The sequence below is a fragment of the Halomonas sp. KAO genome (assembly GCF_015595025.1).
Lineage (GTDB): Bacteria > Pseudomonadota > Gammaproteobacteria > Pseudomonadales > Halomonadaceae > Halomonas.
Genome location: NZ_JADNRL010000019.1, coordinates 954766 through 978413, shown reverse-complemented (window position 1 = coordinate 978413; position 23648 = coordinate 954766). Strand labels below are relative to the sequence as shown.

20 protein-coding genes and 2 pseudogenes are annotated in these 23648 nt (G+C 59.2%); 9 read left to right on the top strand and 13 right to left on the bottom strand.

Annotated elements, in window-relative coordinates; all coding sequences use genetic code 11:
• Positions 1-15 precede the first annotated feature (15 nt).
• Positions 16-1695, top strand: coding sequence for an IS1634 family transposase (locus tag IOC61_RS10760; protein ID WP_195688802.1), 1680 nt, complete (start codon positions 16-18; stop codon positions 1693-1695).
• A 64-nt stretch (positions 1696-1759) separates the two neighbouring features.
• Positions 1760-2276, top strand: a pseudogene (locus IOC61_RS17945) (IS1634 family transposase); the annotation flags it as partial.
• 337 nt (positions 2277-2613) lie between these two features.
• Here IOC61_RS17945 and IOC61_RS10750 read toward each other — a convergent pair.
• Genes IOC61_RS10750 through IOC61_RS10735 form a run of 4 tightly spaced genes read right to left on the bottom strand, consistent with a single transcriptional unit; the run spans position 2614 to position 6340 of the window.
• Positions 2614-3048, bottom strand: coding sequence for a tripartite tricarboxylate transporter TctB family protein (locus IOC61_RS10750; protein ID WP_195688800.1), 435 nt, complete (start codon positions 3046-3048; stop codon positions 2614-2616).
• Positions 3041-4546 (bottom strand): tripartite tricarboxylate transporter permease, encoded by a 1506-nt coding sequence (locus tag IOC61_RS10745; RefSeq protein ID WP_195688799.1) that lies wholly within the window; start codon positions 4544-4546, stop codon positions 3041-3043. Before IOC61_RS10745 ends, IOC61_RS10750 begins: the two co-directional genes overlap by 8 nt.
• A 32-nt stretch (positions 4547-4578) precedes the next feature.
• Positions 4579-5532 carry a tripartite tricarboxylate transporter substrate binding protein gene (locus IOC61_RS10740; protein WP_195688798.1) on the bottom strand — a complete coding sequence of 318 codons (954 nt, stop codon included), beginning with the start codon at positions 5530-5532 and terminating at the stop codon, positions 4579-4581.
• Positions 5533-5590: 58 nt separating this feature from the next.
• The gene (locus tag IOC61_RS10735; protein ID WP_229333022.1) at positions 5591-6340 is read right to left on the bottom strand and encodes a GntR family transcriptional regulator; all 750 of its coding nucleotides are present in this window, start codon (positions 6338-6340) and stop codon (positions 5591-5593) included.
• A gap of 149 nt (positions 6341-6489) precedes the next feature.
• On the opposite strand from IOC61_RS10735, the pseudogene IOC61_RS10730 reads away from it, so the two are divergent.
• The 3 genes and pseudogenes from IOC61_RS10730 to IOC61_RS10720 all read left to right on the top strand — a co-directional run bounded on the left by IOC61_RS10730 (position 6490) and on the right by IOC61_RS10720 (position 9842).
• Positions 6490-7437 (top strand): annotated as a pseudogene (locus IOC61_RS10730) (IS5 family transposase).
• Between the two features lie 198 nt (positions 7438-7635).
• The gene (locus tag IOC61_RS10725; RefSeq protein ID WP_229333021.1) at positions 7636-8883 is read left to right on the top strand and encodes a mandelate racemase/muconate lactonizing enzyme family protein; all 1248 of its coding nucleotides are present in this window, start codon (positions 7636-7638) and stop codon (positions 8881-8883) included.
• A gap of 20 nt (positions 8884-8903) precedes the next feature.
• Positions 8904-9842 carry a hydroxyacid dehydrogenase gene (locus tag IOC61_RS10720; RefSeq protein ID WP_195688796.1) on the top strand — a complete coding sequence of 313 codons (939 nt, stop codon included), beginning with the start codon at positions 8904-8906 and terminating at the stop codon, positions 9840-9842.
• Positions 9843-10201: 359 nt separating this feature from the next.
• Here the strand turns inward: IOC61_RS10720 and IOC61_RS10715 are convergent, their stop codons facing one another.
• Positions 10202-11035 carry a LysR family transcriptional regulator gene (locus IOC61_RS10715; protein WP_195688795.1) on the bottom strand — a complete coding sequence of 278 codons (834 nt, stop codon included), beginning with the start codon at positions 11033-11035 and terminating at the stop codon, positions 10202-10204.
• Between the two features lie 110 nt (positions 11036-11145).
• Between IOC61_RS10715 and IOC61_RS10710 the strand changes: the two genes are divergently transcribed.
• Complete coding sequence (locus IOC61_RS10710) at positions 11146-12909, top strand: SulP family inorganic anion transporter (RefSeq protein WP_195688794.1); 1764 nt, start codon at positions 11146-11148, stop codon at positions 12907-12909.
• A 236-nt stretch (positions 12910-13145) separates the two neighbouring features.
• Here the strand turns inward: IOC61_RS10710 and IOC61_RS10705 are convergent, their stop codons facing one another.
• Together IOC61_RS10705 and IOC61_RS10700 are read right to left on the bottom strand one after the other, a co-directional pair.
• A complete protein-coding gene (locus IOC61_RS10705; protein WP_195688793.1) occupies positions 13146-14198 on the bottom strand; it encodes a TRAP transporter substrate-binding protein in 1053 nt (350 codons plus the stop codon).
• Positions 14199-14269: 71 nt separating this feature from the next.
• Positions 14270-16690, bottom strand: coding sequence for a cytochrome P450/oxidoreductase (locus IOC61_RS10700; RefSeq protein WP_229333020.1), 2421 nt, complete (start codon positions 16688-16690; stop codon positions 14270-14272).
• 70 nt (positions 16691-16760) lie between these two features.
• Here IOC61_RS10700 and IOC61_RS10695 point away from each other — a divergent pair, with 70 nt between their 5' ends.
• Complete coding sequence (locus tag IOC61_RS10695; RefSeq protein ID WP_195688792.1) at positions 16761-17438, top strand: IclR family transcriptional regulator; 678 nt, start codon at positions 16761-16763, stop codon at positions 17436-17438.
• Positions 17439-17495: 57 nt separating this feature from the next.
• Here the strand turns inward: IOC61_RS10695 and IOC61_RS10690 are convergent, their stop codons facing one another.
• Complete coding sequence (locus IOC61_RS10690) at positions 17496-17939, bottom strand: hypothetical protein (protein WP_195688791.1); 444 nt, start codon at positions 17937-17939, stop codon at positions 17496-17498.
• A gap of 188 nt (positions 17940-18127) precedes the next feature.
• Between IOC61_RS10690 and IOC61_RS10685 the strand changes: the two genes are divergently transcribed.
• Positions 18128-19156 (top strand): aspartate carbamoyltransferase, encoded by a 1029-nt coding sequence (locus tag IOC61_RS10685; protein ID WP_195688790.1) that lies wholly within the window; start codon positions 18128-18130, stop codon positions 19154-19156.
• Positions 19157-19231: 75 nt separating this feature from the next.
• On the top strand, positions 19232-19864 hold the full coding sequence (locus IOC61_RS10680) for a hypothetical protein (protein ID WP_195688789.1): 633 nt from the start codon (positions 19232-19234) through the stop codon (positions 19862-19864).
• Positions 19865-19868: 4 nt separating this feature from the next.
• Here the strand turns inward: IOC61_RS10680 and ruvX are convergent, their stop codons facing one another.
• The 5 genes from ruvX to IOC61_RS10655 are packed head-to-tail and all read right to left on the bottom strand — an operon-like array spanning position 19869 to position 23557.
• Positions 19869-20327 carry a Holliday junction resolvase RuvX gene (gene ruvX / locus IOC61_RS10675; protein ID WP_195688788.1) on the bottom strand — a complete coding sequence of 153 codons (459 nt, stop codon included), beginning with the start codon at positions 20325-20327 and terminating at the stop codon, positions 19869-19871.
• A gap of 28 nt (positions 20328-20355) precedes the next feature.
• Positions 20356-20928: a YqgE/AlgH family protein gene (locus IOC61_RS10670; RefSeq protein WP_195688787.1), complete on the bottom strand. Its 573-nt coding sequence runs from the start codon at positions 20926-20928 to the stop codon at positions 20356-20358.
• A gap of 17 nt (positions 20929-20945) precedes the next feature.
• The gene (locus IOC61_RS10665) at positions 20946-21866 is read right to left on the bottom strand and encodes a TonB family protein (RefSeq protein WP_195688786.1); all 921 of its coding nucleotides are present in this window, start codon (positions 21864-21866) and stop codon (positions 20946-20948) included.
• Positions 21867-21880: 14 nt separating this feature from the next.
• Entirely contained in the window at positions 21881-22849 is a 969-nt protein-coding gene (gene gshB, locus IOC61_RS10660; protein WP_195688785.1) for a glutathione synthase, read from the bottom strand.
• A 45-nt stretch (positions 22850-22894) separates the two neighbouring features.
• Positions 22895-23557, bottom strand: a complete 663-nt coding sequence (locus tag IOC61_RS10655) for a S1 RNA-binding domain-containing protein (RefSeq protein ID WP_229333019.1) — start codon at positions 23555-23557, stop codon at positions 22895-22897.
• Between the last annotated feature and the right edge of the window lie 91 nt (positions 23558-23648).

Sequence of the window (23648 nt, the reverse complement as noted above, 5' to 3'; positions counted from 1 at the left end):
GTCTATGGTGATGACATGTTCGTCAAAGTCACCAAATCCGGTCCGCGTCGCTACGTGAAGCTCGTCGAGTCTTTCCGCGACGAGGCCGGCAAGTCGCGCCAACGCGTGATCGCGACACTGGGTCGCCTCGAGGCCGTCACGGCCGGGGAATCCAGCGCGCTGATCAACGGCCTGCTGCGCGTCTCCGGCCAGCCAACGCTCGACGAAGGCACCGGCGAGACCGACTTCGCGCCGGCGCGCTCCGTCGGCGACACTTGGCTGCTGACCTCGCTCTGGAAAGAACTTGGCCTGGACGATGCCTTCCGCCGTGTGCTGCGCAGCAAGCGGCAGTTCGATGCCGAGCGGCTGCTGCGGGTCATGGTGTTCAACCGCCTCTGCGACCCCGAATCCAAGCTCGGTGTACTGCGCTGGCTGGAGGATGTGCTGGTGCCCGATGTCGATACGGCCGCGATCCGTCATCAGCATCTGCTGCGCACCATGGACACCCTGTCGGAGTGCAGCGAAGCGCTCAATGACGTATTGGCTCAGCAGCTCAAGCCGCTGATCGATCAGGAGCTGTCGATCGTCTTCTACGACCTCACCACGATCCGTGCTGAAGGCGGCACGACACTCGAGGGTGATGTGCGCCATTACGGGCCTGCAAAGGAGGGCGGCATCGGCCGACAGTTCATGTTGGGCGTCGTCCAGACGGCAGAAGGCCTGCCTATTCACCACGAGGTCCTCGATGGCAATGTCGCGGAAACCAAGACGCTGCTGCCGACCATTGAGACCGTGACCCGGCGCTTCAAGGTACGGCGTGTGGTGCTGGTCGCCGACCGTGGCCTACTCTCCCTGGACAATCTGGAAGCCCTGTCCGCCGTACGGATCGGAGGTCGTCCCCTGGAATTCATCCTGGCCGTGCCGGGCCGCCGCTACGGCGAGTTCGATGACCTGTTGAAGACGTTTCACCAAACGCATTGCCAGGACGCCGATCGCGAAGCCTACGGCGAGATGGCCTGGCAGGGTCATCGGTTGATCGTGGCGCACCGGCCGGAAGTCGCCAAGGTTCAGACAACCGCGCGCGATCAGAAGATCGAGGCGCTACAGGCCGATGCGCGCCAGTGGTTCGAGAAGCTGGATAACCAGGATGCCGGACGCCGCTATCGCGGCAGAAAGCTCTCCGATCCCGGCGTGACGGCCAGGTTCTACAAGGCCGTCACTGACGCTCACCTCGGCCATATTCTCAAGGTCGACCTGACCGCCGAGACGTTCAACTACGTACTCGATCAACGGGCCCTTGATCGCGCCAGGATGATGGATGGCAAGCTGATACTGGTCACCAACATGGCCGATCATGAGCCAGAGCAAATCGTCGAGCGCTACCGGGCCCTGGCTGATATCGAACGCGGCTTCCGGGTACTGAAGAGCGATATCGAGATCGCGCCGGTTTACCACCGATTGCCGGATCGCATCCACGCGCATGCGCTGATCTGCTTCCTCGCCCTGGTGCTTTACCGGGTGTTGCGGATGCGGCTGAAGGCCAGTGATCACAAGCTTTCGCCGACGCGGGCACTGGAAATCGCCCGCAAGATCCAATTCCACCAGGTCCTGCTTCACCGTCGCGAGACGGCGAGCGGCCTGACCAAGTTGAAGCCTGAACAACGCGACCTTTTCGAGGCGATTGGCCTGCCGGCGCCTACCACATCACGCTTGTAGTGCCAATTTTGAAAAGGCGTTTCCAGGTTAATCATTGGTTTACGCTTCTATCTGTCGAACTCGGGTGGGACGCCTAGAAGCCGTCACCGCCGGGGAGTCCTGCGCACTGATCAATGGCCTGCTGCGCGTCACTTCACACCGGCCAGCCGACGCTCGAGGAAGGCACCGGCGAGACCGACTTCGCGCCGGCGCGCTCCGTGGATGATACCTGGCTGCTGACGTCACTCTGGAAAGAGCTCGGCCTGGATGACGCCTTCCGGCGTGTCTTGCGTAGCAAGCGCCAGTTCGATGCCAAGCGGCGGCTGCGGGTCATGGTGTTCAATCGGCTATGTGATCCGGAACCCAAGCTCGGGGTGCTGCGCTGGCTGGAAGATGTACTGGTGCCCGACGTCGACACGGCCTCGATCAGTCACCAGCATCTGCTGCGCACCATGGATACCCTGTCGGACTGCAGCGAAGCCCTCAATGACGTTCTGGCACAGCAGCTCAAGCCACTGATCGACCAGGAACTCTCGATCGTCTTCTACGACCTCACCACGATTCGGGCAGAAAGCAGTACCTCACTCGACGGTGATGTCCGTTCCACCAGGTCTTGCTGCACCGTCGCGAGACGGCGAGCGGCTTGACCAAACTGAAGCCTGAACAACGCGACCTTTTCGAAGCAATTGGCCTGCCGGCGCCTACCACATCGCGCTTGTAGTGCCAATTATGAAAAGGCATTTCCAGTATAATCAATGAATTACGCCTCTATCTGTCGAAATCGGGGGGCCAATGCGTCTTGAATCTGGCTTGGCAGCCGGATACCCCGGCTGCCAAGGAAAGCAAACCAGCTGAGGTGGTCAGAAGGTGATCACTGAAAAGGTTTTTGGGCCTCACTGATCGCTTCATGCGCCCATGACTAAATTGTTCAGCGGTTCCCTAAAGTGGAACATTCAGCACATACTTAAACAGGCTATATGCAACTGTCACCACTAAAGTGCCGATAGCAGTAAATTTAACCCAATCCTTATTAGACCAGTGGCTAAATTTTGCAAGTACCATCGCACCAAGAAAGCCAAAAATGCTAGCTATTAGAAAACCCAGCAGAGGAATCAAAGTAGCCCAGAGCGCACCAACCCCTATAAGCCCGAATGGGCGATAACCAGCATTCGGCTTACTATTAGGCCTGCCCTTACCGAAGATTAAAACGACCATATTCGCCGCCGACACTAGCATCATAACAATCGCTATAGTCCGTGGAAATATTGCCGCATATTCAGTAAAAGAATTAGAGACACTATAAACCCAAGTCCCTAGCCCAACAAAAACAACTGCTACTATCAGCCCTGGCCAGTCACGTTTAGTCTCAATCATGAGCTTTTAGCCTCCCGAATTTTTTTAACTGCGTAGCAAGTAAAGGATATCCAAGAGACAATATTATTATGCCGATGATAGCAAGAGATATAGGCCGACCAAAAAACATTCCAGACAGATTACTAGTTGCTGAACCAATGAGCCAAGCCTGAACGAAACCCTGTTCTGCTATCTGCCCGAGCACCACACCGAGAACAATGGGTGCAGGAGAAAAGCCTGCACGACTAAGAGCCCAGCCAACAACACCCAATGCCAACATAATAAACACTTCAATTACATTATTATTAATACCGTATGTGCCTAGAATCGTGAGCAGGAGCACCCCGGGCACCAGAAGGGATTTTGGTATAGCAATGAATGCACGAAACGCATATCTACCTAACAAGAGGCCAATAGGAAGCATAAGAATAGTTGCGACGAGCAACCCAAAAATAAAGGTATAAACGATCTCACTATTTTCAGTGAACAGGCTGGGGCCAATCTGTACCCCATGCACCAGAAGCGCCCCCATAATTATTGCGTCAGGTGGGGTGCCCGGTATCCCTAAGGTTAGAGTTGGAATAAAGCCTCCCCCAACGGTTGCATTGTTCGCTGCTTCTGCCGCAACAATCCCCCCCGGTGCACCTTTACCATATTCATGCGACTTTTTTGAGCTTCGCCTGGCCTCGGAGTAGGCGATCAAAGACGAAATAGAGCCACCGGCAGCGGGTAGCGCCCCAACCAAAGCTCCAATGCCTCCACTACGGAAAACATTAATTTTTTCATTGAGCAATAGCTTCACTGCCTCTCGCAGTCGAAATCCTTGAGGGCGCTCTTTATCCATCTCCATATGGGGCTCAGCTGTTGAGATCAGATCTAGGACTACCGGAATGCAAAAAAGTCCTATGAGAGCAACTACAATATTAACGCCACCACTTAAAGTGGGGCTCCCAAAAGTAAAGCGAAGATCCCCTCCCATCACTGCCGAACCAACAAATGATATTAAAAGTCCTAAGCAGGCTCCCATAATACCTTTGAGCAGATTGCCTTCAGATAGAGAGGCAACTAATGTCAGACCAAGGACTGCAAGCCAAAAGTACTCTACAGGACCGAAAGCAAGTGCTGCTCTGGCCAAAGGAGGAGCGACGAGTAGCAGCAATAGTACGCCAATAGCCCCCCCAATAACAGAAGCGAGGGTGGCCAGCGATAGCGCAAGTGCTCCATCACCGCGCTTCGCCATAGGGTACCCATCGAAAGTCGTCGTGATGGAGGACGGTGTCCCTGGGGTGTTTACTAGAATCGCTGAAAAACAGCCACCATAAATCCCTCCCATATATATAGACGCCAATACAATTAACGCTGATGATGGGGGCATGGTAAATGTCATTGGCGTTAATACGGCAACCGCCATTGTTGCAGTCAGACCAGGTAAGGCACCAATAGTGATCCCAGCAGTTACGCCGAACATAGCTAGCATGAGATTGAACGGCGTAAGCGCATCTAAAAAATATGCAAACATATGGTTCCCCGAAGTATGGTGGCAGCCAGCTTCTACTCTACAAGACCAAGCAGTCGAGCCGCTTCTTTATAATCACTCCCGACACGCTCCATAAACTCAGGAACTTCTGAATAGGGTACATCTATTAGAACGTATCCTTTATCCACCATAGTTTGGCGGAAGCTAGGTGACTTGTTTATTTCAGCAAAGAGAGAGGAAAGTTCCTGTTTGATCTCCTCCGGAGTGGTCTTGGGAACAGCTACGCCACGGTATGCTCCGTCTACAAGATCGATACCCATTTCTTTAAATGTAGGTACATCGGGGAATAGCGGGTGGCGTTCTTCCATAGCCACACCAAGCAGGCGGACGTTGTCTTCTTGCTCCACTCCTACTGTTACAAAGGACCATTGGGCATCAACTTGTTTCCCTAACATAGCGGCTGTCGACGCAGAAGTGCCTGTAAAAGGTATATATGTAGTTGTTGTACTCGCAGCATCATCGAATATTTCTTTTGCGATATGAGGCGCTGAATTTGAACCGACTCCAGCTACTGTTAAAGCTCCTGGGGTTTCTTTCGCACGTGAAACAAAATCTTCTAATGACTCGATAGAACTGCTCGCAGGAACGATCAATGCATGCGGTGTCAGTTGGAAGACATAAACGACTTCAATATCATCTGTTTCATAGCCTACATCGCCAGACATTGGCTGAAGAAAAAGGTGTGGTAGGTTAAAGCCCATGATATTATAGCCATCATCAGCCATTTGGTTTAGCTGTGACAATCCTGTGGCGCCACCAGCTCCAGGTTTATACTGGAAAGTGAACCCTTGCCCTGTCGCCTCCTTAAATCCTTCTTCCTGCATGCGAGCCGTTACATCAGACTCACCCCCGGGATTGAAAGGAATGTAGTAATTAATGTTTCGCTCAGGATAATCGGCCTGTGCGCCAGCAGCCAACAAAGCCAATGTAAAGCCTGAAATCAGTTTCTTAATTTTGTGAGATTTCATCACATGCTCCATATATATTTAAAATATTTAACTGCGTGGATTTTCTTTTTACCCTACTTCAAACATCACTTCCTCTATTACCGAGAAGGTCAATATCAAACCTAACGAAGTCACCGCGATAGGTGATTTCTGAATAATAAAATACCCTACCTAAAGCATCTTCAACTACTCGCTTTACTTCAGCTACTGGCGAAGCAAATTCTATGTCTAAAAGCTCTGCAAGTTGCGTATTCGCTGCACTTATAGTTAGAGTCTGGTGAGCCGAACCGACCTCAACGGAATCTAGTTCTGAAATGACTCGCATGGCCAACTCAGACTCAAACCTTAGGGGATCCAGATCGTAGATTCTATCCGCTATGTAAAGATCTATTACACAATACGGAATATTATCTTTACTATGAACGCGCTGAATGCGCTGCCATTTATCAAATTCGTTTGACACATCCGAGGGTAGTAACGGTTTTTCTACACGTCCCGTGCTGAAAGTGCGCATGGTAGTTCCTTCTATCATGTGCATGAGCCGGCCCCACTGAGTTGCCAGAGGAAGGCAAGGTTGACTCTCGAATCCTTGTGTTAAGTAGGTCCCTTTGCCCTGCTTACGCCAGATCAAGCCTTCATGCTCCAAAATACCGATAGCCTGACGAACCGTGGACCTTGCGACTTGGTATTGTGCTATCAGGTTCTCCACCGTTGGCAGGCGTTCATTTAGGTCCCACTCACCAGCACTGATCCTTTGCCGCAGCAAAGCCGCAAGTTGCGCATACATTGGCAGATGGCTTCGGGTAAATTTTGATGAGGATCGTTTCATGGTCATCAGCACGTTGTCATATGGTCTGCATCATAGTACCTTTGAACAGGATCGTAAAGGAAACGCTGCACAAATTCCGCCGGAGCTACCTGAGCACCTCCTGCGGGATAGAATCTGACCTCCCTGCTACCGTCTGACAGAGCCATCCAATGAAGCAGATCTCGTTTGCCCAGACTGAGCACCAGGACAAGAAAAAGCTCACCCGTCGTGAGCGGTTCCTGGCCCAGACGGATGCGCTGCCACCGTCCTACTACCCGAACTTGGCGGCGAAGCGGGGACGCCCCCCCATCGGCCTTGAGCATATGCTGCGCGTCTACTTCCTCCAACAGTGGTATGCGCTGGTCGATGAGGTGTTGGAAGATGCCATCTATATACAGCTAGGCCATGCGCAACTTCGTCGGTATCGATCTGGCCATCGAGAGCGTGCCAGATGCCACGACGCTGCTGCGATTCCGTCATTTGCTGGAGAAGCACACCCTGACCCAGCGGATCTTCGAGAAGATCAAGGCCAGCCTAGTCGAGCAGGGCCTGTTTATGCGCGAGGGCACGATCGTCGCGGCGGCCCCCTCCACCAAGAACAAAGCCAAGCAGCGCGGCTCCGAGATGAAACAGACCCGAAAGGGCAACCAATGGTACTTCGGCATGAAGGCCCACATCGGCGTCAATGCAGCGACCGGGCTGACGCATACCGTCGTTGCCACTTCGGCCAACGTGGCGGATGTCACCAGGCAGAGCACCTGGTACGGGATGATGACAAGCGAGTCCACGCCGATGCCGGTTACATGAGCAAGCGCCTGGGTGGGGAGAAGGACGCTGAGGGTTCCCGTTGCTGTATCGCGGCCAAGCGGGGTGGCATCAAGAAGATAGAAGAGAGCCCGATGAAAGAACTGCTGCTGAAGATCGAGAGAACTAAGGCCAGCATACGCGCCAAAATCGAGCACCCGTTTCACGTCATCAAGAACTTCTTCGGCTATCGGAAGACTCGCTACAAGGAGCTGGCCAAGAACCAGGCGCAGTTGTTCAGCCTATTTGCCCTGGCGAACCTGGTGCTGTCAACACGACGCGAGGGCCGAGCTGACGGGGTCAGTGCGTCTTGAATCTGGCCTGGCAGTCGAATAACACGGCTGCCGGGCCGAAGAGGTCACCCCATGGTGGCCTGAAGCATGCTGCTGAAGCAGAAAAGCCGCTCTTGGGAAACTTCATAGACTAGGTGATGAATTGTTCAGCGATTCCTAAACACAGTTTTTTCAAAAAACATATTAACCAACAGAAGAACCACTAAGTAGAGGTTTTACATGAGTTTTTTCAACAAAAGCACTACCCTAGAGTCGTCCCAAACAGCCATCCCCTCTGAACCGATGCTTCCTAACCATGGTGCTACCCACAGCTTTTTGGATAATGAGTCACCAATAGCTATCAGACGCATCAACACGTATGTTTTTCGAGTGCCGATCAGTCAGCCGGTTATCACTTCTTTTGGTGTCATGCACGACCGACCTGCAGTTGTCGTTAGGGTTGAGGACATAAGTGGTGCAGTAGGCTGGGGAGAGGTTTGGTCAAATTTCCCCAGTTGTGGCGCGGAACATCGTGCACGGCTTGTCACTACAGCCCTGGCGCCCCACCTTCTTGGCCAAACATTTCAGAATCCTGCCGATGCTTACCTATACCTCGAAAGATCATTACGCACTCTTACCCTTCAGTCTGGTGAATGGGGTCCTTTGGCACAAGCCATAGCTGGTGTTGACATTGCATTATGGGACTTGGTAACGCGCAGATCTGGAAAGGGATTAGCAAAGGCTCTTGGAGGCAACACAACAACAGTTCCTACCTATGCAAGCGGCATCAACCTGAAAGAAGCCAATAAGACTATCGAACGCTGTCGTGACCAAGGCTTCAATGCTTTTAAGATAAAGGTTGGCTTCGGAAGTAGTCAAGATCTCGCCGTGGTGCGTGAGGTTGCGGTCGACCTGAAGCCGGGGGAGCAGTTAATGTTTGATGCGAACCAAGCATGGGATCTCGACACTGCGATAGAAATGACCAACTCGCTAGCAGAATTCAATCCTGGCTGGGTAGAAGAACCCATGGCTGTCGATCGGCCTATCCATGAGTGGCGTTCGCTTACAGATGAGACAAAGGTGCCAATTGCTGGAGGAGAAAATATACGCAGCCTTCAAGCATTTGATGCTCTCATACAATCAAATGCTTTTCGTGTCTTGCAGCCGGATGTATGTAAATGGGGTGGCATCACTGGCTGCGTGACAGTAGCCCGGAGAATATTAGAAGCAGGTGTACGTTATTGCCCACATTACTTGGGCGGTGGGATAGGGCTCGTAACCTCATCACATCTACTTGCTGCAGTAGGTGGGGATGGTTTGCTTGAAGTGGACAGCAATTATAACCCTCTTCGTGAGGTCCTCGCCATGCCAACACCGCGTATCAATGACGGTTTAATGGAAATCCCCTCTGCCCCGGGGCTTGGTGTTGAGCCAGACTTGTCACTAGCAAGCGAATGGATGGTTTTATCCGAAGAAGTGAGACAGTGACCCAGCCAGAGGAAGATCTAATGCGCATCGTTATTAGTGAGTTTATGGAGCAGTCAGCTGTAGAGCGATTAAGCACACGCTATGCGACCTTCTTTGATCCGACGCTCGTTGAGTCGCGTAAGGATTTGCTCAGATTGCTTCATCAGGCACAAGCGCTCCTTATACGCAATCGCACCCAGGTGGATGAGGAACTCTTGGACGCTGCTCCTAACTTACGGATAGTAGGCCGGTTGGGGGTAGGGCTGGATAATATAGACGTTGACCTTTGCCAAAAAAGAGGGATAAATGTCGTTCCTGCGTATGGCGCGAATTCAGTTGCCGTCGCTGAATACGTCATTTGCACGGCGATGATGCTGCTCAGAAAAGCTTTTCTTCATAGCGATTCTGTGGCTAGAGGAGATTGGCCTCGTCAGGAATTATCTGGAGGACAAGAGCTTTCAAGTAAGCGTCTCGGCATTGTCGGGTTGGGCAGCATCGGCATGCATTTAGCGAAGCTCGGCTCTGCGTTAGGCATGGAGGTCTATGCAACTAGTCGAAGCAGTGGGGGAAAAAATATGGAATCAGAACATATTACATTTTGCTCACTAGATTACCTAGTCACGGAATGCGACGTGATAAGCCTACACCTGCCCGCCACAGAGGAAACTTATAAATTAATTGATCGATCCATGCTAGCTAAAATGAAGCAAGGAGCTATTCTCATAAACTCTTCGAGAGGCGATATTGTCGATGAGATTGCTTTAGCAGAGTGTCTGCATACTGGCCATTTAGCAGGCGCTGCCCTTGATGTATTTTCAGAGGAACCTTTGCCTTCTAACGATATTCTAGCCACTGCTCCTAACCTCATCCTAACTCCTCATATTGCTGGGCTAAGTAAGGAGTCTAATCAACGGGTTAGCAATATGATTGCTGAGCGGGTAATTACCCTCCTTGGGGACTTGGACTTAGGGAACCACTGATCAATTCGGTTCCTCGCGACTGAGGAGGGCTCAGAACCGGAGTCTGTCAACATAGTTGGCATATAAAATGGTTCTGGCTCTTTAAAACGGCTCTTCGTCACTTCACGTGGGTTTGACCTGCTCGATTAGGCTAAATCCACGTGAAGTGACGAAGAACCCAATTTTGGGCCAAAATCGGACTGGAAGTGTCGAACTCGGGATACCTGATTAGCAATGACCGTCAGCCCAGCTTTCCTTCCACGCCTCGAACACGCGACCACGCAGGCGTGGCTTGACGTCTTGTTCACACCACTCGTCCAGCACATGATGGAGGTAAACGTTCGCCAATAAGGGGGAAAGCACACCCCCGCACCGCCACTTCATAGCCGTTTCAAAAGTTCCCGGATCAACTCACGGTGCTCACCGTGCAGCCGATAGGCCACGTAGGCCTTGAGCTCGATCAGCGGCGCCTCCTCGACGATGAACAACCGCTGCCGACGGCACCAGGGCGCCACGATGTCCCGCGGCAGATAGGCGGCGCCGCCACACTCTAGCAGTAGGTTCAGGGCGATCCGCCCGCTGTTGACTCGCCCCCGGGCGAGCAGGCGCTGGGGGAAATGGCTCTCGTGGACGCTGGCGAAGGCCATGCCCCACTCCACCCGGATGTAGCCATCACCGACCGCCTGCTCGGCTGTGAGGCCGGGGCAGGTTGAAACCAGCACCAAGGGAATGCTCGCCACCTCTTCGACGCCTACCTCGCGAATCCGCGGCGTGTCGTAGAGGAAGCCAACGTCGATCATGTTCTGCTCCAGCTTCTCGACGACCCGCAGCGGCGTGCTCTCTTCTGCACGTACCCCCAGCGCCGGGAAGTTACGGTAGATGGTGGTGAGCCAGTCCTGGAGGAAGATGTCCCAGAGGCTGGCGACCCCGGCCACCACCAAGCGCCGCTGATGCCGCTCGCTGAGCGCGGTGTCCTCAAAAGCCCGCTCCCAGGCGCCGAGGATGAAACGGGCGTGGCGCTCCATGCGCTCCCCGGCGGGGGTCAGATCGATGCGGTGGTGGCCGCGGGAGAAGAGCGAAAGCCCCAGGTGCTCCTCCAGCTGGCGGATACGCGCGCTGACAGTGGACGGCGACACACAGAGGCTCTCCGCGGCCTTGCCGAAGTTACGCAGCCGACCGACCTCGAGGAAGGTTTCCAGCAGTTGGGTATCCATGACACGCACCTTCGGTTTTTCTGTTCATGAGGCCCAGAATATTTCGTTTTTCAGCATGCCAGGTTTTCCCTAGCCTGGCTTCCCCACTTACCACCTCGAGATAGTCACCCATGGCGACCCGACTCTCGCGCTGCCTGCCCTTCCTCGACTGGGGCCGAACCCTCAACCGCCGAGTTCTTTCCGCCGACCTGATGGCTGGCCTCACCGGCGCCGTCCTGGTACTGCCCCAGGGGGTCGCCTACGCTTTCATCGCCGGCCTGCCGCCGGAAGTCGGCCTGTATACCGCTATCGTTCCCGCCGTCATCGCCGCGCTGTTCGGCAGTTCCTGGCACCTGGTGTCCGGCCCGACCGCCGCGCTGTCCATCGTGCTGGCCAGCGTGGTGGGCGGCATCAATGCCTTGGAGCCGTCGCAATACCTCGCTGCCGCGCTCACCGTCACCCTGCTGGCCGGCCTGATCCAACTGGCGATGGGACTGCTGCGCCTGGGCAGCCTGGTGAGCTTCATCTCCCACACGGTGGTCATCGGCTTCACCACGGGGGCGGCGATCCTGATCGCGTCCAGCCAGTTGAAGCACCTGCTCGGCGTCTCCGTCGCCGGCGGCCACGCTTTCTTGCTCGACCTGGCGGCGCTACTGCAGAAACTGCCCGAGACCAACCTCTATGCCCTGGCCATCGGCCTGATCTCGCTTACGACCTCGCTGGTGGCGCGACGGCTCAACCGCCGCAGCCCCCACCTGCTGCTAGGCCTGGCCGCCGGCAGCCTGGCCTGCTGGCTGCTGGATGGCGAGGCCCACGGGGTCGCCCTGGTCGGCGCCCTGCCCGGCACCCTGCCGCCGCTGACGCTGCCCGAGCTGTCCTTGGACAGCCTGCGCGCCCTGACCTCGGGGGCCTTCGCCATCGCCCTGCTGGGGCTGATCGAGGCGGTGTCGATCGCCCGCGCCATCGCCCTGCGCTCGCATCAGGTGCTCGACGGCAACCGGGAGTTCATCGGCCAGGGGCTATCCAACATCGTCGGTGGCATCTTCTCCTGCTACGCCAGCTCCGGCTCCTTCACCCGCTCTGGAGCCAACTTCGATGCCGGCGCCCGCACTCCGCTGGCCGCGGTGTTCGCCGCGGCGATCCTGGCGCTGATCCTGGTGCTGGCCCCGGGCATCACCGCCTACCTGCCGCTGCCCGCCATGGCCGGGAGTATCCTGCTGATCGCCTGGAACCTGATCGATATCCGGCATATCAGCCATCTGGTGCGCACCAGCCGCCACGAGGCGCTGATCCTGGCGGCGACCCTCGCCGCCACCCTGCTCGTCGAGCTGGAGTTCGCCATCTACATCGGCGTACTGCTCTCGCTGACGCTCTACCTCAAGCGCACCTCGCGCCCAAGCGTCATGGAGGTGGCGCCCCGGCAGGATCACCCGCGCCGTCACATCCGTAACGTCGAACGTTATGACCTCGCCCAGTGCCCCCAGCTGAAGATCGTCCGCATCGACGGCTCGCTGTTCTTCGGCGCGACCGACCATGTTCAGCGGCGTATCCGGGCGCTCAGCGCCGCGCCGGGTGCTCGAGTGCTGATCATCGGCAAAGGCATCAACTTCATCGACGCCGCCGGCGCCGAGATGCTGCTCCAGGAGACCCACCGCCTCCGCCAGCAGGGCGGCGAACTGGTGATCAGCTCGCTCAAGGGCAACGTGCTGGACGAGCTGCGCCGCCGAGGTGACCTGCAGAGGATCGGCGAGGAACGCTGCTTCGAGACGCCCAGTGCGGCGATCGCGGCCATGGCCCCGGCGCTGGATCGAGCCGTCTGCGGGACATGCCACCAGCGTATCTTCACCGAGTGTGGCCAGGAAACGGACAGCCGCATTCCAGTCACGGTGGTCTAATCGTCAATAAAGAGTGCCCAAGTCACTGCAGGATTCATCTCATGGGGCTGCGTGCTCAGGCCGACTCCTTCCCAGGATCATATACCTGACAGCACGGCAAGCCGGGGGGTATTCAAAGACGAGGATGCTGGGGCTGTGTTGACGGGATTGAATGCCAGAGCCAAAAAGCCCCGGCAACACGCCAGGGCTCTGTATGTGACGATAATTATCTCTGATGGTCGAGCTCTATACTGGTATCACCCTTGCTCAACAAGATCGTCTTCGGTAAGCCCCCCCTCTTCGCCAGCCTCCTCCAGCTGCTCGTAGAAGTGCTCCAGGGCAGCCTCACCATCCACGCCCTTCTCAGCCACCGCTTCGGCCCACTGTTCGGGTAGGTCCTCGACCAGGGTCATGAAGCGATCAACCTCTTCCTGGGGCAGCTCGATGAAGGTATTACCCATCTCCTCAGCAAAGGCCATGCCGCGCCCGTCAACGACATCCATCATGAAACCGAACAGCCGCGATAGCCGCTCGCCGGAGACCGACAGCAGCGCCTCGCGATCTTCTGGGGAAAGTGAGGCCAGGGTGTCGGGATTCATTACCAGCGAGAAGCTGCCGCGATAGAATCCACCGGGCATCAGCACGGTGTTGGGCAGCACCTCGGAGAGTCTGAAGCTCTTGAGCCCTTCCTGGGTCAGCATGGCCCCATCGATAACTCCCTGGGAGGCCGCCTCGTAGGTTTTCCCAGGCGGCAGGGCAACCCCCGTCAAACCCAGGGCTTCGGAGACATCCGCCATGATGCCTCCACCGATTCGTACCCGATTGCCGGGCAGTTCATCCAGACGCTCGATGGGCTCTTCGAGAAAGAGCGTGCCGGGCCCGTGGACACCGAGCCCAATGACCTCGACGCCTCGATGCTCATTGAGATCGGCAAAGTACTCCTGGTGCGTTCGCCAATAGGCCACCGAGGCAGCCTCCGAAGAGAAGTCCTTGAAGGTAGGAAACTCGGGGAGCTTGGTCAGTTCGAAACGTCCCGGCATCAGACCATGAAAGAGCCAGGTCACATCGGCAACGCCATCGGCGATCAGCTCCATCTGCGCGCCAGGAGGCCCCATGTCATGGACCACATTGATGCTCACCCGGCCGTCAGTAGCTTCCTCTATCCAACTGCCCCAGGTTGGCCAGACGATTGAGTTAACCCCGTGGTTGGGACCTGCCCAGGTGCTAATCTGCAGCTCGGTGGCCGCCGCGCTCTGGAAGATGCCCAGCGACAGGACGGTAGCTGTGGTCAGGGTTGTCAGTTTTTTCATTATTAGTTTCCTTATATGCTTATCTTGGAGATAGATTACGCCTCAAGCAGCGCTCGAGAATAGCCAGTCGATTAGAGAGAAAGCACCAGACGCTTGCCCTTGGCACGTGAACAGCAAGCCATCATGCGATCACTAGCGTCGCGCTCGGCACGACTGAGCACCAGGTCACGGTGATCGATATCACCCTCGGTAACCGCTACTTCACAGCTCCCACACAGGCCCTCACAGCAGTCGCTAGGCACATCCACACCAGCCGCGGTCAGCGCCTCCAGCAGGGTCTGGTCGTTGCCGACCCGTACCGTCAGATCGGAGTCCGCCAGCACCGCTTCGAAGGCATGCTCATTCTCGGGATCAAGAATGCTGGAGCGGGCAGTAAAGTGCTCAATATGCAGTGTACCCTCGGGCCAGTTCACCGCCAGTGCCTCAAGTGCCTCCAACATGCGCTCGGGCCCACAGGAGTAGACCTGCTCTCCCTCGGATAGGCCGGCCAGCACTCCTGGGAGGTCGAGGCGACAGCCCTCGTCACCAGCATGGACGGTCAGCGCTCCGCCATGGTCACGCTCGACTCGCTCCAGGAAAGCCATGGTCCGTCGCCCGGCGCCGCAATAATGGAGCGCATAGGGCTTGCCGAGCGCCTTGAGCCGGTCGGCCATGGCAAGAATCGGCGTGATGCCAATACCACCAGCAATCAGCGTATAGTGCTTCGCCGCCACATCCAGGTGGAAGTGGTTCTTGGGGCCGGCAATATGCAGCACATCGCCCGACTTCACCGTATCGTGGAAATAAATCGAGCCACCACGCCCCTCGGGCTCGCGAAGAATGGCAAAAGACAGGCGACTACGATCGCCGCGCTCTCCACACAGCGAGTAGTAGCGGCGCCACTTACCTGAGACTAACTCGATATGTGCGCCGGGAGACCAGTCGGGAAGCTCACGCCCATGTGGATCGACCACATCGATTCGAATCACCGCATCGGCTTCACGGGCCACTTCGGAGACCACGACTCGACGCAAGATATCATCCTTGATAGGCGCGCCAATATGGAAGTGCGTGGGACTCTCCAGCACCGAGCGAGTAAGACGCTCAGGGTTCTGCGCTGGCTCCCACTCCACCCATAGCGACGTCGGACCGCGAAACGAGGTGTTGGGCAGAAACTCGAACGTTTGGTCTTCGACCAGCTGCATATGCGGTAGGCGACGGACAAATTCATCGAGGATGATCCGCATCTCCATGCGAGCGATGTTCTTGCCCATGCACTGGTGCGCGCCATAGCCGAATGTAAGGTGCTCGGCCGCGTTGTGACGATAGATATCGATCTCGTCGGGATTCTCCCAGTGACGTGGATCACGATTGGCCGATGCCTGCACGATCAGCAACTTGCCACCCTTGGGAATCTTTACACCGCCGACTTCCGTGTCCTCTGTTGCGATGCGCCGCCAGGCGACGACGGAGCCCGCGACACGCAGGCACTCCTCTATCGCGCTGGGAATCAGGGTGGGGTTTTCGCAGATATCATTCCATGCCTCTCGGTTCGACAGCAGAGTCCGAAAGGCGTTGGTCGTAGCGAAGGCCGTCGTTTCGTGTGCCGCCACCAATATCGCCATCATCATCGAGCGCAGATAGCTCTCCGGCACGATGTCGGGATGCGTTTCATGCATGCGGATCGAGTCATACATCCAGCCTTCACCGGTGGGATCGGCACGCATGCGGTCGAGGATCTCCTGTGCCGTCTTCCAGAACTGGCCGACATCCTCGGCAATCTGCAACTGCTGCTGTGGAGAGGGGCGACCCCAGGTATTGATCGTATGCGCAACCGAGAATTTACGCAGTTCCTTGGCATCCTCGTTAGGCACTCCGAGGAAGCGCAGCGCAACGGTCATGGGGATTTCGCGAAACATCTCGCCAACCAGATCTGCACGACCCTTGTCGATGAAGCGATCCATATAATCACGCACCAGCTCGCGTACCCATCCCTCGTGTTTTTCGAGATTCTCGGGCAGGAAGGCATCCATCAGCAGGCGGCGCCGTTCCATGTGGTCCGGTTCATCCTCATTGACCATGGTACGACGCATCGCGTAACCGTAGCCCTCGAGGATTTTTGCCGCCTCCAGTGGTGCTGGGGTGAGCTTCTCCAGCGCAATGGAGGGAGAGAATGTCAGATTGTCACGGAAAACAGCCTTGACGTCCTCGTAACGGCTTACCACCCAGTACCCCAGCTTGGGGCTCCAGAATACCGGCTCCTGATCCCGGGACCAGCGCAGGGCCTCGGCTGGATCGAGTTGATAGGGGCGATCGAAGGGATCGAAATTACCCGCCTCGGCGGAAACCGGGCATCCATTGGGCGCCGTGGTGCTCGACCGATCAAAAGGGCACCCCCCCATGCCGGCCGGTGAAGGTGCAGAAGAGGAAGCTGGGCGCATGATCCGCTCCATAAGATTTAATGTTTTACTTTTATCGCACATCTTGTATTGTTTATCGAACAGATGAAACATAGACGCTCGAGATAACGGCGTCAATCCCGCTTCTGGCAGAGCACACACGTCTTCAGGGAGGAGTCGCGACATGTCCACGACGCTACAGACGCTAGACAGGGGGCTGAGGGCCCTTAGGATCATTGCCGAACATGACGGAACGGTAAGCGTCGCCACGCTGGCAGAGGCTCTCGATGTGCATCGCGCCATCGCCTACCGCATCGTGGCGACCCTCGAGGGGCATGGGTTGGTCGTTCGCGGCGAGGAGGGGGGGCTAAGACTGGGGGCGGGCGTGGCCCTGCTGGCAGCTCACTTCGAGCCCCAACTGCGGCGAGTGGCGCAGCCTCTGCTGGAACAGCTTGCCCACCAGACCCGTGCTACCGCCTTCGTCTCCGTGGCCGAGGGCGATGAGGCTGTCGTGATGCTGGTGGCCGAGCCGGATGAAGGCCTGCTGCGAGTCGGTTACCGGCTGGGTAGTCGCCACCCACTGTCTCAGGGGGCGGCTGGCATCGCCATCCTCGCGGGCCGACCGCCGCGGCCGAATGACAGTGAGGCGCTCCGGGAATCGCGCCAACAGGGGTACAGTATGACGAAGGGGCAGCTCCAGAAGGGAGCAGTAGGCGTGGCCAGTCCGATAGTCACCCGTAGCGCCGGTGCCGGGGTGGAAAGCTCCGTGGGTGTCGTTGCGATGGAGGACCTGGATATCGAGCGGGCAGCGACTGCCGTTATGGCATGCGCGCGTCGGCTCGCCGAGCTGATGGAAGGCTAGAAAGGGCGAAGCCTCGATCACTCGAGGCTTGGGGGTTCATTTCCTGGTCGCAACTCCCTATTGGGCAGCGCGGCTGTCGAACGCTTCGGCATTGGGGCAGAAGCCGCGGCACTCCTCCAGATCGGCGCCGCCCCGCATGGCCTTCCAGCACCGCCCAACGACCGGACAGCCGTTACAGGTGGCGCGCATCGCACCATAGTCCGGATCGGTGGCCAGCTCTGCCTCCTGCAGGCCGAAGCGCTGCATCAGCACCGGCATCAGGGTCCTGGCCGGCTTGAAACCGAGAGGCTGGCCGCTCTGGAGCTGACGCGCCATCTCCCGCTCGAAATGGGCATCGAGAGGCAAGTCCAGATCCTCGAGCATCTCGTTGTAGGCATGCGAGGCCTCATGCTGCATGTCCTGGACCAGCTTTGGCGTGGTGGCTCGGTAGCAGCTGTCCACGAGGAGAGTCCACCAGGCTTGTTTGGGAACGTCGTGACGGGTGGCGGTTGTCGGGCTCATGGCATCGCTCCTGTCATAGCTTTGTCGGATCTGGCTTCGTATGGGAACAGTATCGCGAACGATGGGAACACTCGCCTTGACCCAGGTCATAAAAAGTTTCAAATGAAACCATATGAACAACCGGTGAACCCGCCCGCCCTCGGCGCTACACTAGCGGCCGTTCATTCGCCCCAGCCGAGGCCATGCCGATGAGTCACCATCTGCTCTCCGTCGATTCCCTGTCCCGCGACGATGTCGATCACCTGATGCGGGTAGCCGCCCGCATGGAGCCCATCGCCCAGCGACGCCAGGTCACCCGCGTGCTGGAAGGGGCCGTGCTCGGCAATCTCTTCTTCGAGGCCAGCACCCGTACCCGGGTCAGCTTCAATGCCGCCTTCTGTCGCCTCGGCGGCAGCGTCTGCGACACCACCGGCTTCACCTTCTCCTCCATGGCCAAGGGCGAGTCGCTCTACGACACCAGCCGGGTGATGAGCGGCTACTGCGATGCCATCGTGATGCGTCATCCGGAGCTTGGATCGGTGGCCGAGTTCGCCGCCGCCACCCATGTGCCGGTGATCAACGGCGGCGACGGGCCCGGTGAACACCCCAGCCAGGCCCTGCTCGACCTCTACACCATCGACAAGGAGTTCGCCCGGCTGGGCAAGTCGCTTGCCGGTGCCCATGTGCTGATGACCGGTGATCTGAAGTACGGGCGCACCGTCCACTCGCTGATCAAGCTGCTGTCCCTCTACGCCCCCATGCGCATCACCCTGGTGGCGCCGCCGGGACTGGAGATGCCCAGCCAGCTGATCGACCTGGTGACCTCCCGGGGCCACCGCGTCGAGCAGCGCGACAGCCTGGCCCAGGAGTATGCCGATGTGGACGTGGTCTATACCACGCGCATCCAGAAGGAGCGCTTTACCGCCGAGATGAGCGAGGGCTTCTGCCTGTCACGCGACTTCACCGTGGACCGTGCCTTCCTCGACACTCGCTGTGGGCGCGACACCCTGGTGATGCACCCGCTGCCCCGGGACAGCCGCCCCGAGGCCAACGATCTCGATGTCGACCTCAACGGCGACCCTCGCCTGGCGGTCTTCCGCCAGACCGACAACGGCATCCCGGTACGCATGGCGATCTTCGCTACCCTGCTCGAGGTGGACGAGCTGATCGAGCGGGAGCTGCGGCCGGTGCGCTGGTTCGTGCCGCCTCGCCTGGGCGTTGACGACCCGGCGCTGTAGGCAACGGGCGGAGTCGTTGCCCTCGCCTATGCTGAGGAATGATCCCTTCCCCTTGGCGGCAAGAGGCACCACGACATGAATCTGCAACGCGCCTACCGGCTACTGGCCCTCTTCTATACCGTGCTGCTGCTGGTCGGGGCCATTGCCCTGCTGGCCGGCGGCGGCAGTGCCCTATCGCTGGTTCACCTCGCACTCGGGGCCCTGGCGGTCGTGGGGCTATGGGGGTATACCCTCAACCGCGGCTTCATGAACCCGGGCCTTTGGCGACCGCTGGCGGCGGTGCTGGCGGTGGTGGCCCTGATCCAGCTGTGGGCGGTGTTCAGCCTGTCGCTCTCCGGCGAAATGCTCACCTGGATGCTGGCCAGCACGATCTTCTCGCTGCTGCTGGTGGTGATCCTCTATCGTTACGGCGACCGCGACCAGGCCCACTGGGCCACGCCCGAGGAGCTGGAAGCGGCCCGGCGGCTGGAGGCGATGCTGGAGGAGGGGGAGGGCCCGCTGCAGGCCGAGAGTCGTGATGGTGAACGCGAGTCTCGGGTCACGGTGGTCAAGACCGGTAATGCGTACCACGCCAGCGTGACGCGCCGTCGCCACACCGAGCGCGAGGCCTTCGAGGAGCGCTTCCGCCACCCCGCCACGCTGGTGTTCTTCCTGGAAAAGTTCGCCGGTGTGTCGGTAGGAGACTTCAAGCGGCCCGACCCCGCCTGAAGCGTCAGCGCTGGGTCAGACCTTCCCGGGGCAACCCCTCACGGGCGACGAACCAGCGTTCGACGATCAGCACCGCGCTGATGCCGTCGACACCTTCGTCACGCCAGCTGCCCCGATGGCCACGCTCCCGGGCGATCGCCTTGGCCTCGCCGGTGGAGCCGCGCTCATCGACCATCTCACAGGGCACCCCGTAACGCCCGAACAGGCGCTTGCCGAACTTGCGGGCACGGGTGCTCATCTCCTGCTCCTCGCCCGCCGCCGTGAGCGGCAGGCCCACCACGAAGAGGTCGGGCTGCCACTCCTCGACCAGCCGCCCCACCTGCCTCCAGTCGGGGATGCCCTCCCGGGCCGGCAAGGGGTCCAGCTCCCGGGCGCTGCCCAGCAGCTCGTTGCCCACCGCCACACCGATGCGGCGGGTACCGAAGTCGAAGCCCAGGATCAGGCGCTCACCCGGCCTGGCCATCAACGACCTCCTGCCATCAGGGGACTGCTCATGAGTGCCCCGCCTCGCGGGTCATCAGATTGAGGTCGACACCGAGAATACCGGCGGCGGCATTCAGTCGCTGCTCCGGTGGCACCTCGAAGAGGATATCGCTGCGCCCCTCCACGGTCAGCCAGGCATTGTCGAGCAACTCGGCCTCGAGCTGGCCCGACTCCCACCCGGCGCAGCCCAGGCACACCAGGAAATGTTCGGGGCCACGACCGGCGGCCAGCGCCTGGAGCATGTCCATGGAGGTGGTCAGGGCAACCTCATCGGTGACCTGAATGCTGGAGTCCCACTCATCGCTGGCGCCGCGATGCAGAATGAAGCCACGATCCTTGTGCACCGGACCACCGAAGTAGACCGGTGCGTTGCGATGCGGGCTCTCCTCGCCACCGAGGTCGAGCTGCTCGAACAGCGCTTCCAGCGTCAGCTCGAGGGGGCGGTTGACGATCACCCCCATGGTGCCCTTCTCGTCATGGTCACACAGATAGCCGAGCGTGCCGGCGAAATTGGGATCTTCCTGGTGTGGCATCGCCAGCAGGAAGTGATCTTTCAGGCCGAAGTTTTCCACGGATTGCATGAGACTCCCCGGCGGTTCTAACGCACGCCGTAATTGTTGCCTTGACCGAACCGCCAGACGCGAGTGATGGAGAGCGTGTCCAGGTTGCCCATGCCCGCATCGAAGGGGCGATAGGGGGCGGCACCATGAACGGTATCCAGCGCCGCCTGGTCGAGTTCGGGATGTCCCGACGATTGTACCACCTCCGCCTGGCGCAACTCGCCACCACGACCGACCACCACCCGTATGCGCAGCTGGCCCTGAAGATGACGCGGTGCCGGATGCACACGGTTGCCATAGGCCTCGACTCGACGCGTCCAGTCGTCGATATAGCGTGCCTCGGCGGCGCGCTGGGCGGCCTGGCGAGGGGTCGCACTGTCGAGGCCCGGGGAGGCCGGCGCCAGGCCCTGCTCGCGGATGCTGCGAGTGGCATCGGCGAGCAGATCACGGCCCGAGCCAGTCGGCGTCGCCACTCGAGGCTCGGCCTCGGCAGCCGCCGTCTGAGGGGCCTCACGGGGTGTCGGCGGCATCGGGCTCTCGGCCTCGGATTCCGCCACCGATGGTGCCTCCTCGACCGACGGTGCCTCGGGAGTGACCCGCTCGGCCGACTCGGGTGGTGCCGGCGTGGCGGGGTCGACATCCCTGCCCCCCTGCTGCGCCGTTGCCGGGGCCTCCACCGGGGCCGAGCGCGACTCGGCAGGCGCCTCCTCCTGCTGGGTGCCGGCGGCCTGCTGGCCGGTTTCGGCGATGGCCTCGGCGTTTACCGGCGCCTCGGCGGGGCGAGTCACCAACACCACGTCGAGACTCGAGCGCTCGGGAGGAGGAGCGGCGAACTGCCAGCTCGCCACCACGCCGATCAGCGCCAGGTGCAGCAGCAGCGCCAGTGACCAGGCCAGCCAGCGCCGGTAGGAGCGGGTGACCGGGGCATACTGGATGGGGTCGCCGACGGCAAGCGTCATGGTGGCCTCGCGCCTCAGCCTCGCGCCGCCGCCAGGCGACGCTCGATGGCATCCATCAGCAGGCCGGCGATATCGGTACCACGCTGATCGTCGATCTCGCGCACACAGGTGGGGCTGGTCACGTTGATCTCGGTGATGTAGTCACCGATCACATCGAGCCCCACGAACATCAGCCCCTTCTCGCGAATCATCGGCTGCACCTGGCCAACCAGCCAGTGATCACGCTCGGTGAGCTCGCGACTGACTCCGTTGCCGCCGGCGGCCAGATTGCCGCGGGTCTCGCCCGCCATCGGTACCCGGGCCAGGCCATAGGGTACCGGCTCACCATCCACCAGCAGGATGCGGGTGTCACCATCCTTGATCTCGGGCAGGTAGCGCTGGGCCATGATCTGGCGCCGGCCGCGCTCGGTGAGGGTCTCGATCACCGCCCCCAGGTTGCGCCCCTCGGGGCCGACATGAAAGATTCCGCTGCCGCCCATGCCGTCCAGCGGCTTGAGAATGACATCCTGATGCTCGGCATGAAAGGCGCGCAGCTCGGTCTCGCTGCAGGAGACCAGGGTCGGCGCACAGCACTGGGGGAACTGCTGAGCGAAGAGCTTCTCGTTGCACTCGAGCAGCGCCCGGGTGGGGTTGACCACCAGCACCCCCTCGCGCTCGGCGAAGCCGAGCAGATGCACCGCATTGAGGAAGTCGGTATCCACCGGCGGGTCCTGGCGCATCAGGATCACATCCAGCTCGGCCAGGGGACGCGGCGAGGGCTCGCCCAGGTCATACCAGTGACCGGGGTCGCGATGCACCTCGAGGTCGCGCATGCGCCCGAAGGCTCGCCCATCACGCAGAAAGAGATCACCGGGTTCGAGATAGTGCAGCGAGGCACCGCGATCCCGGGCGGCCCACAGCAGGGCCAGGGAGGTGTCCTTCTTGTAGGTGATGTCCGCGATGGGGTCCATCACCACGCCGATCTTCAGCGCACGTTCGCTCATGGGGTCGGATTCCAGTCGAGAGTATGAATAGGGCCAGTATGCCGGCTACTCGCCGCTGGGCGCCAGCCGGATGCCGGTAGGCTCCAGGGTGATCAGCCGACGCTTGTAGAGCCGGCCGATGGCCTGCTTGAAGGCGTTCTTGCTGACTCCCAGCCGCGCCTTGATCTCGGCGGCATCGCTCTTGTCGCCCAGTGGCAGGTAGCCACCGCTCTCACGCAGCGCCTTGAGCACCGTCTCACCTACCACGTCCAGGCGCGCCTCGCCCGGGGGCAGCAGCGAGAGGTCCAGGCGGTGATCCTCGCGCAGCCGCTTCACGTAGCCGGTCAGGCGCTGGCCACGACGCAGCGGTCGAGTCAGGTCATCGCGATAGAGCACGCCCCAGAAACGATGGTTGACCACCGCCTTGAGGCCGAGGTCGGTCTGCTCGGCGACCACCAGGGTCACCTCGTCGCCGGCGCGAAGCCCCTCGGCCTCGTCGGCGACGAAGCGCTCGAGCTTCTGGGAGGCGACCGGCCGCCCCTGCTGGTCCTCGTAGATGCGGACCAGCACTCGCTTGCCGACACTGGGTTGGAAGCGCTGCTCACCATAGGGCAGCAACAGATCGCGGGGCTGCCCCCAGTCGAGGAAGGCACCGGTATCGTTGACCGTCACCACCGGCAGATAGGCCACCTCGCCCACGCTGGCCCTGGGCTCGCGCGCACGGCGCATGGGCTCCCGACGAGGAGTACCAGCGCGGGCAGAACGGCGATCACGGGAGTCGGGCATAAGAACGGTTTCCGCAGGAAGTGTTATTACTATT

Coding starts and splice junctions, on each gene's coding strand:
- IOC61_RS10680 (WP_195688789.1), top strand. CDS start 19,232: ATGAATCTGCAACGCGCCTACCGGCTACTGGCCCTCTTCTATACCGTG.
- IOC61_RS10725 (WP_229333021.1), top strand. CDS start 7,636: ATGAGTTTTTTCAACAAAAGCACTACCCTAGAGTCGTCCCAAACAGCC.
- IOC61_RS10670 (WP_195688787.1), bottom strand. CDS start 20,928: ATGCAATCCGTGGAAAACTTCGGCCTGAAAGATCACTTCCTGCTGGCG.
- IOC61_RS10705 (WP_195688793.1), bottom strand. CDS start 14,198: ATGAAAAAACTGACAACCCTGACCACAGCTACCGTCCTGTCGCTGGGC.
- IOC61_RS10700 (WP_229333020.1), bottom strand. CDS start 16,690: ATGTTTCATCTGTTCGATAAACAATACAAGATGTGCGATAAAAGTAAA.
- IOC61_RS10750 (WP_195688800.1), bottom strand. CDS start 3,048: ATGATTGAGACTAAACGTGACTGGCCAGGGCTGATAGTAGCAGTTGTT.
- IOC61_RS10690 (WP_195688791.1), bottom strand. CDS start 17,939: ATGAGCCCGACAACCGCCACCCGTCACGACGTTCCCAAACAAGCCTGG.
- ruvX (WP_195688788.1), bottom strand. CDS start 20,327: ATGGCCAGGCCGGGTGAGCGCCTGATCCTGGGCTTCGACTTCGGTACC.
- IOC61_RS10685 (WP_195688790.1), top strand. CDS start 18,128: ATGAGTCACCATCTGCTCTCCGTCGATTCCCTGTCCCGCGACGATGTC.
- gshB (WP_195688785.1), bottom strand. CDS start 22,849: ATGAGCGAACGTGCGCTGAAGATCGGCGTGGTGATGGACCCCATCGCG.
- IOC61_RS10745 (WP_195688799.1), bottom strand. CDS start 4,546: ATGTTTGCATATTTTTTAGATGCGCTTACGCCGTTCAATCTCATGCTA.
- IOC61_RS10655 (WP_229333019.1), bottom strand. CDS start 23,557: ATGCGCCGTGCGCGCGAGCCCAGGGCCAGCGTGGGCGAGGTGGCCTAT.
- IOC61_RS10715 (WP_195688795.1), bottom strand. CDS start 11,035: ATGGATACCCAACTGCTGGAAACCTTCCTCGAGGTCGGTCGGCTGCGT.
- IOC61_RS10710 (WP_195688794.1), top strand. CDS start 11,146: ATGGCGACCCGACTCTCGCGCTGCCTGCCCTTCCTCGACTGGGGCCGA.
- IOC61_RS10740 (WP_195688798.1), bottom strand. CDS start 5,532: ATGAAATCTCACAAAATTAAGAAACTGATTTCAGGCTTTACATTGGCT.
- IOC61_RS10760 (WP_195688802.1), top strand. CDS start 16: ATGTTCGTCAAAGTCACCAAATCCGGTCCGCGTCGCTACGTGAAGCTC.
- IOC61_RS10735 (WP_229333022.1), bottom strand. CDS start 6,340: ATGAAACGATCCTCATCAAAATTTACCCGAAGCCATCTGCCAATGTAT.
- IOC61_RS10695 (WP_195688792.1), top strand. CDS start 16,761: ATGTCCACGACGCTACAGACGCTAGACAGGGGGCTGAGGGCCCTTAGG.
- IOC61_RS10665 (WP_195688786.1), bottom strand. CDS start 21,866: ATGACGCTTGCCGTCGGCGACCCCATCCAGTATGCCCCGGTCACCCGC.
- IOC61_RS10720 (WP_195688796.1), top strand. CDS start 8,904: ATGCGCATCGTTATTAGTGAGTTTATGGAGCAGTCAGCTGTAGAGCGA.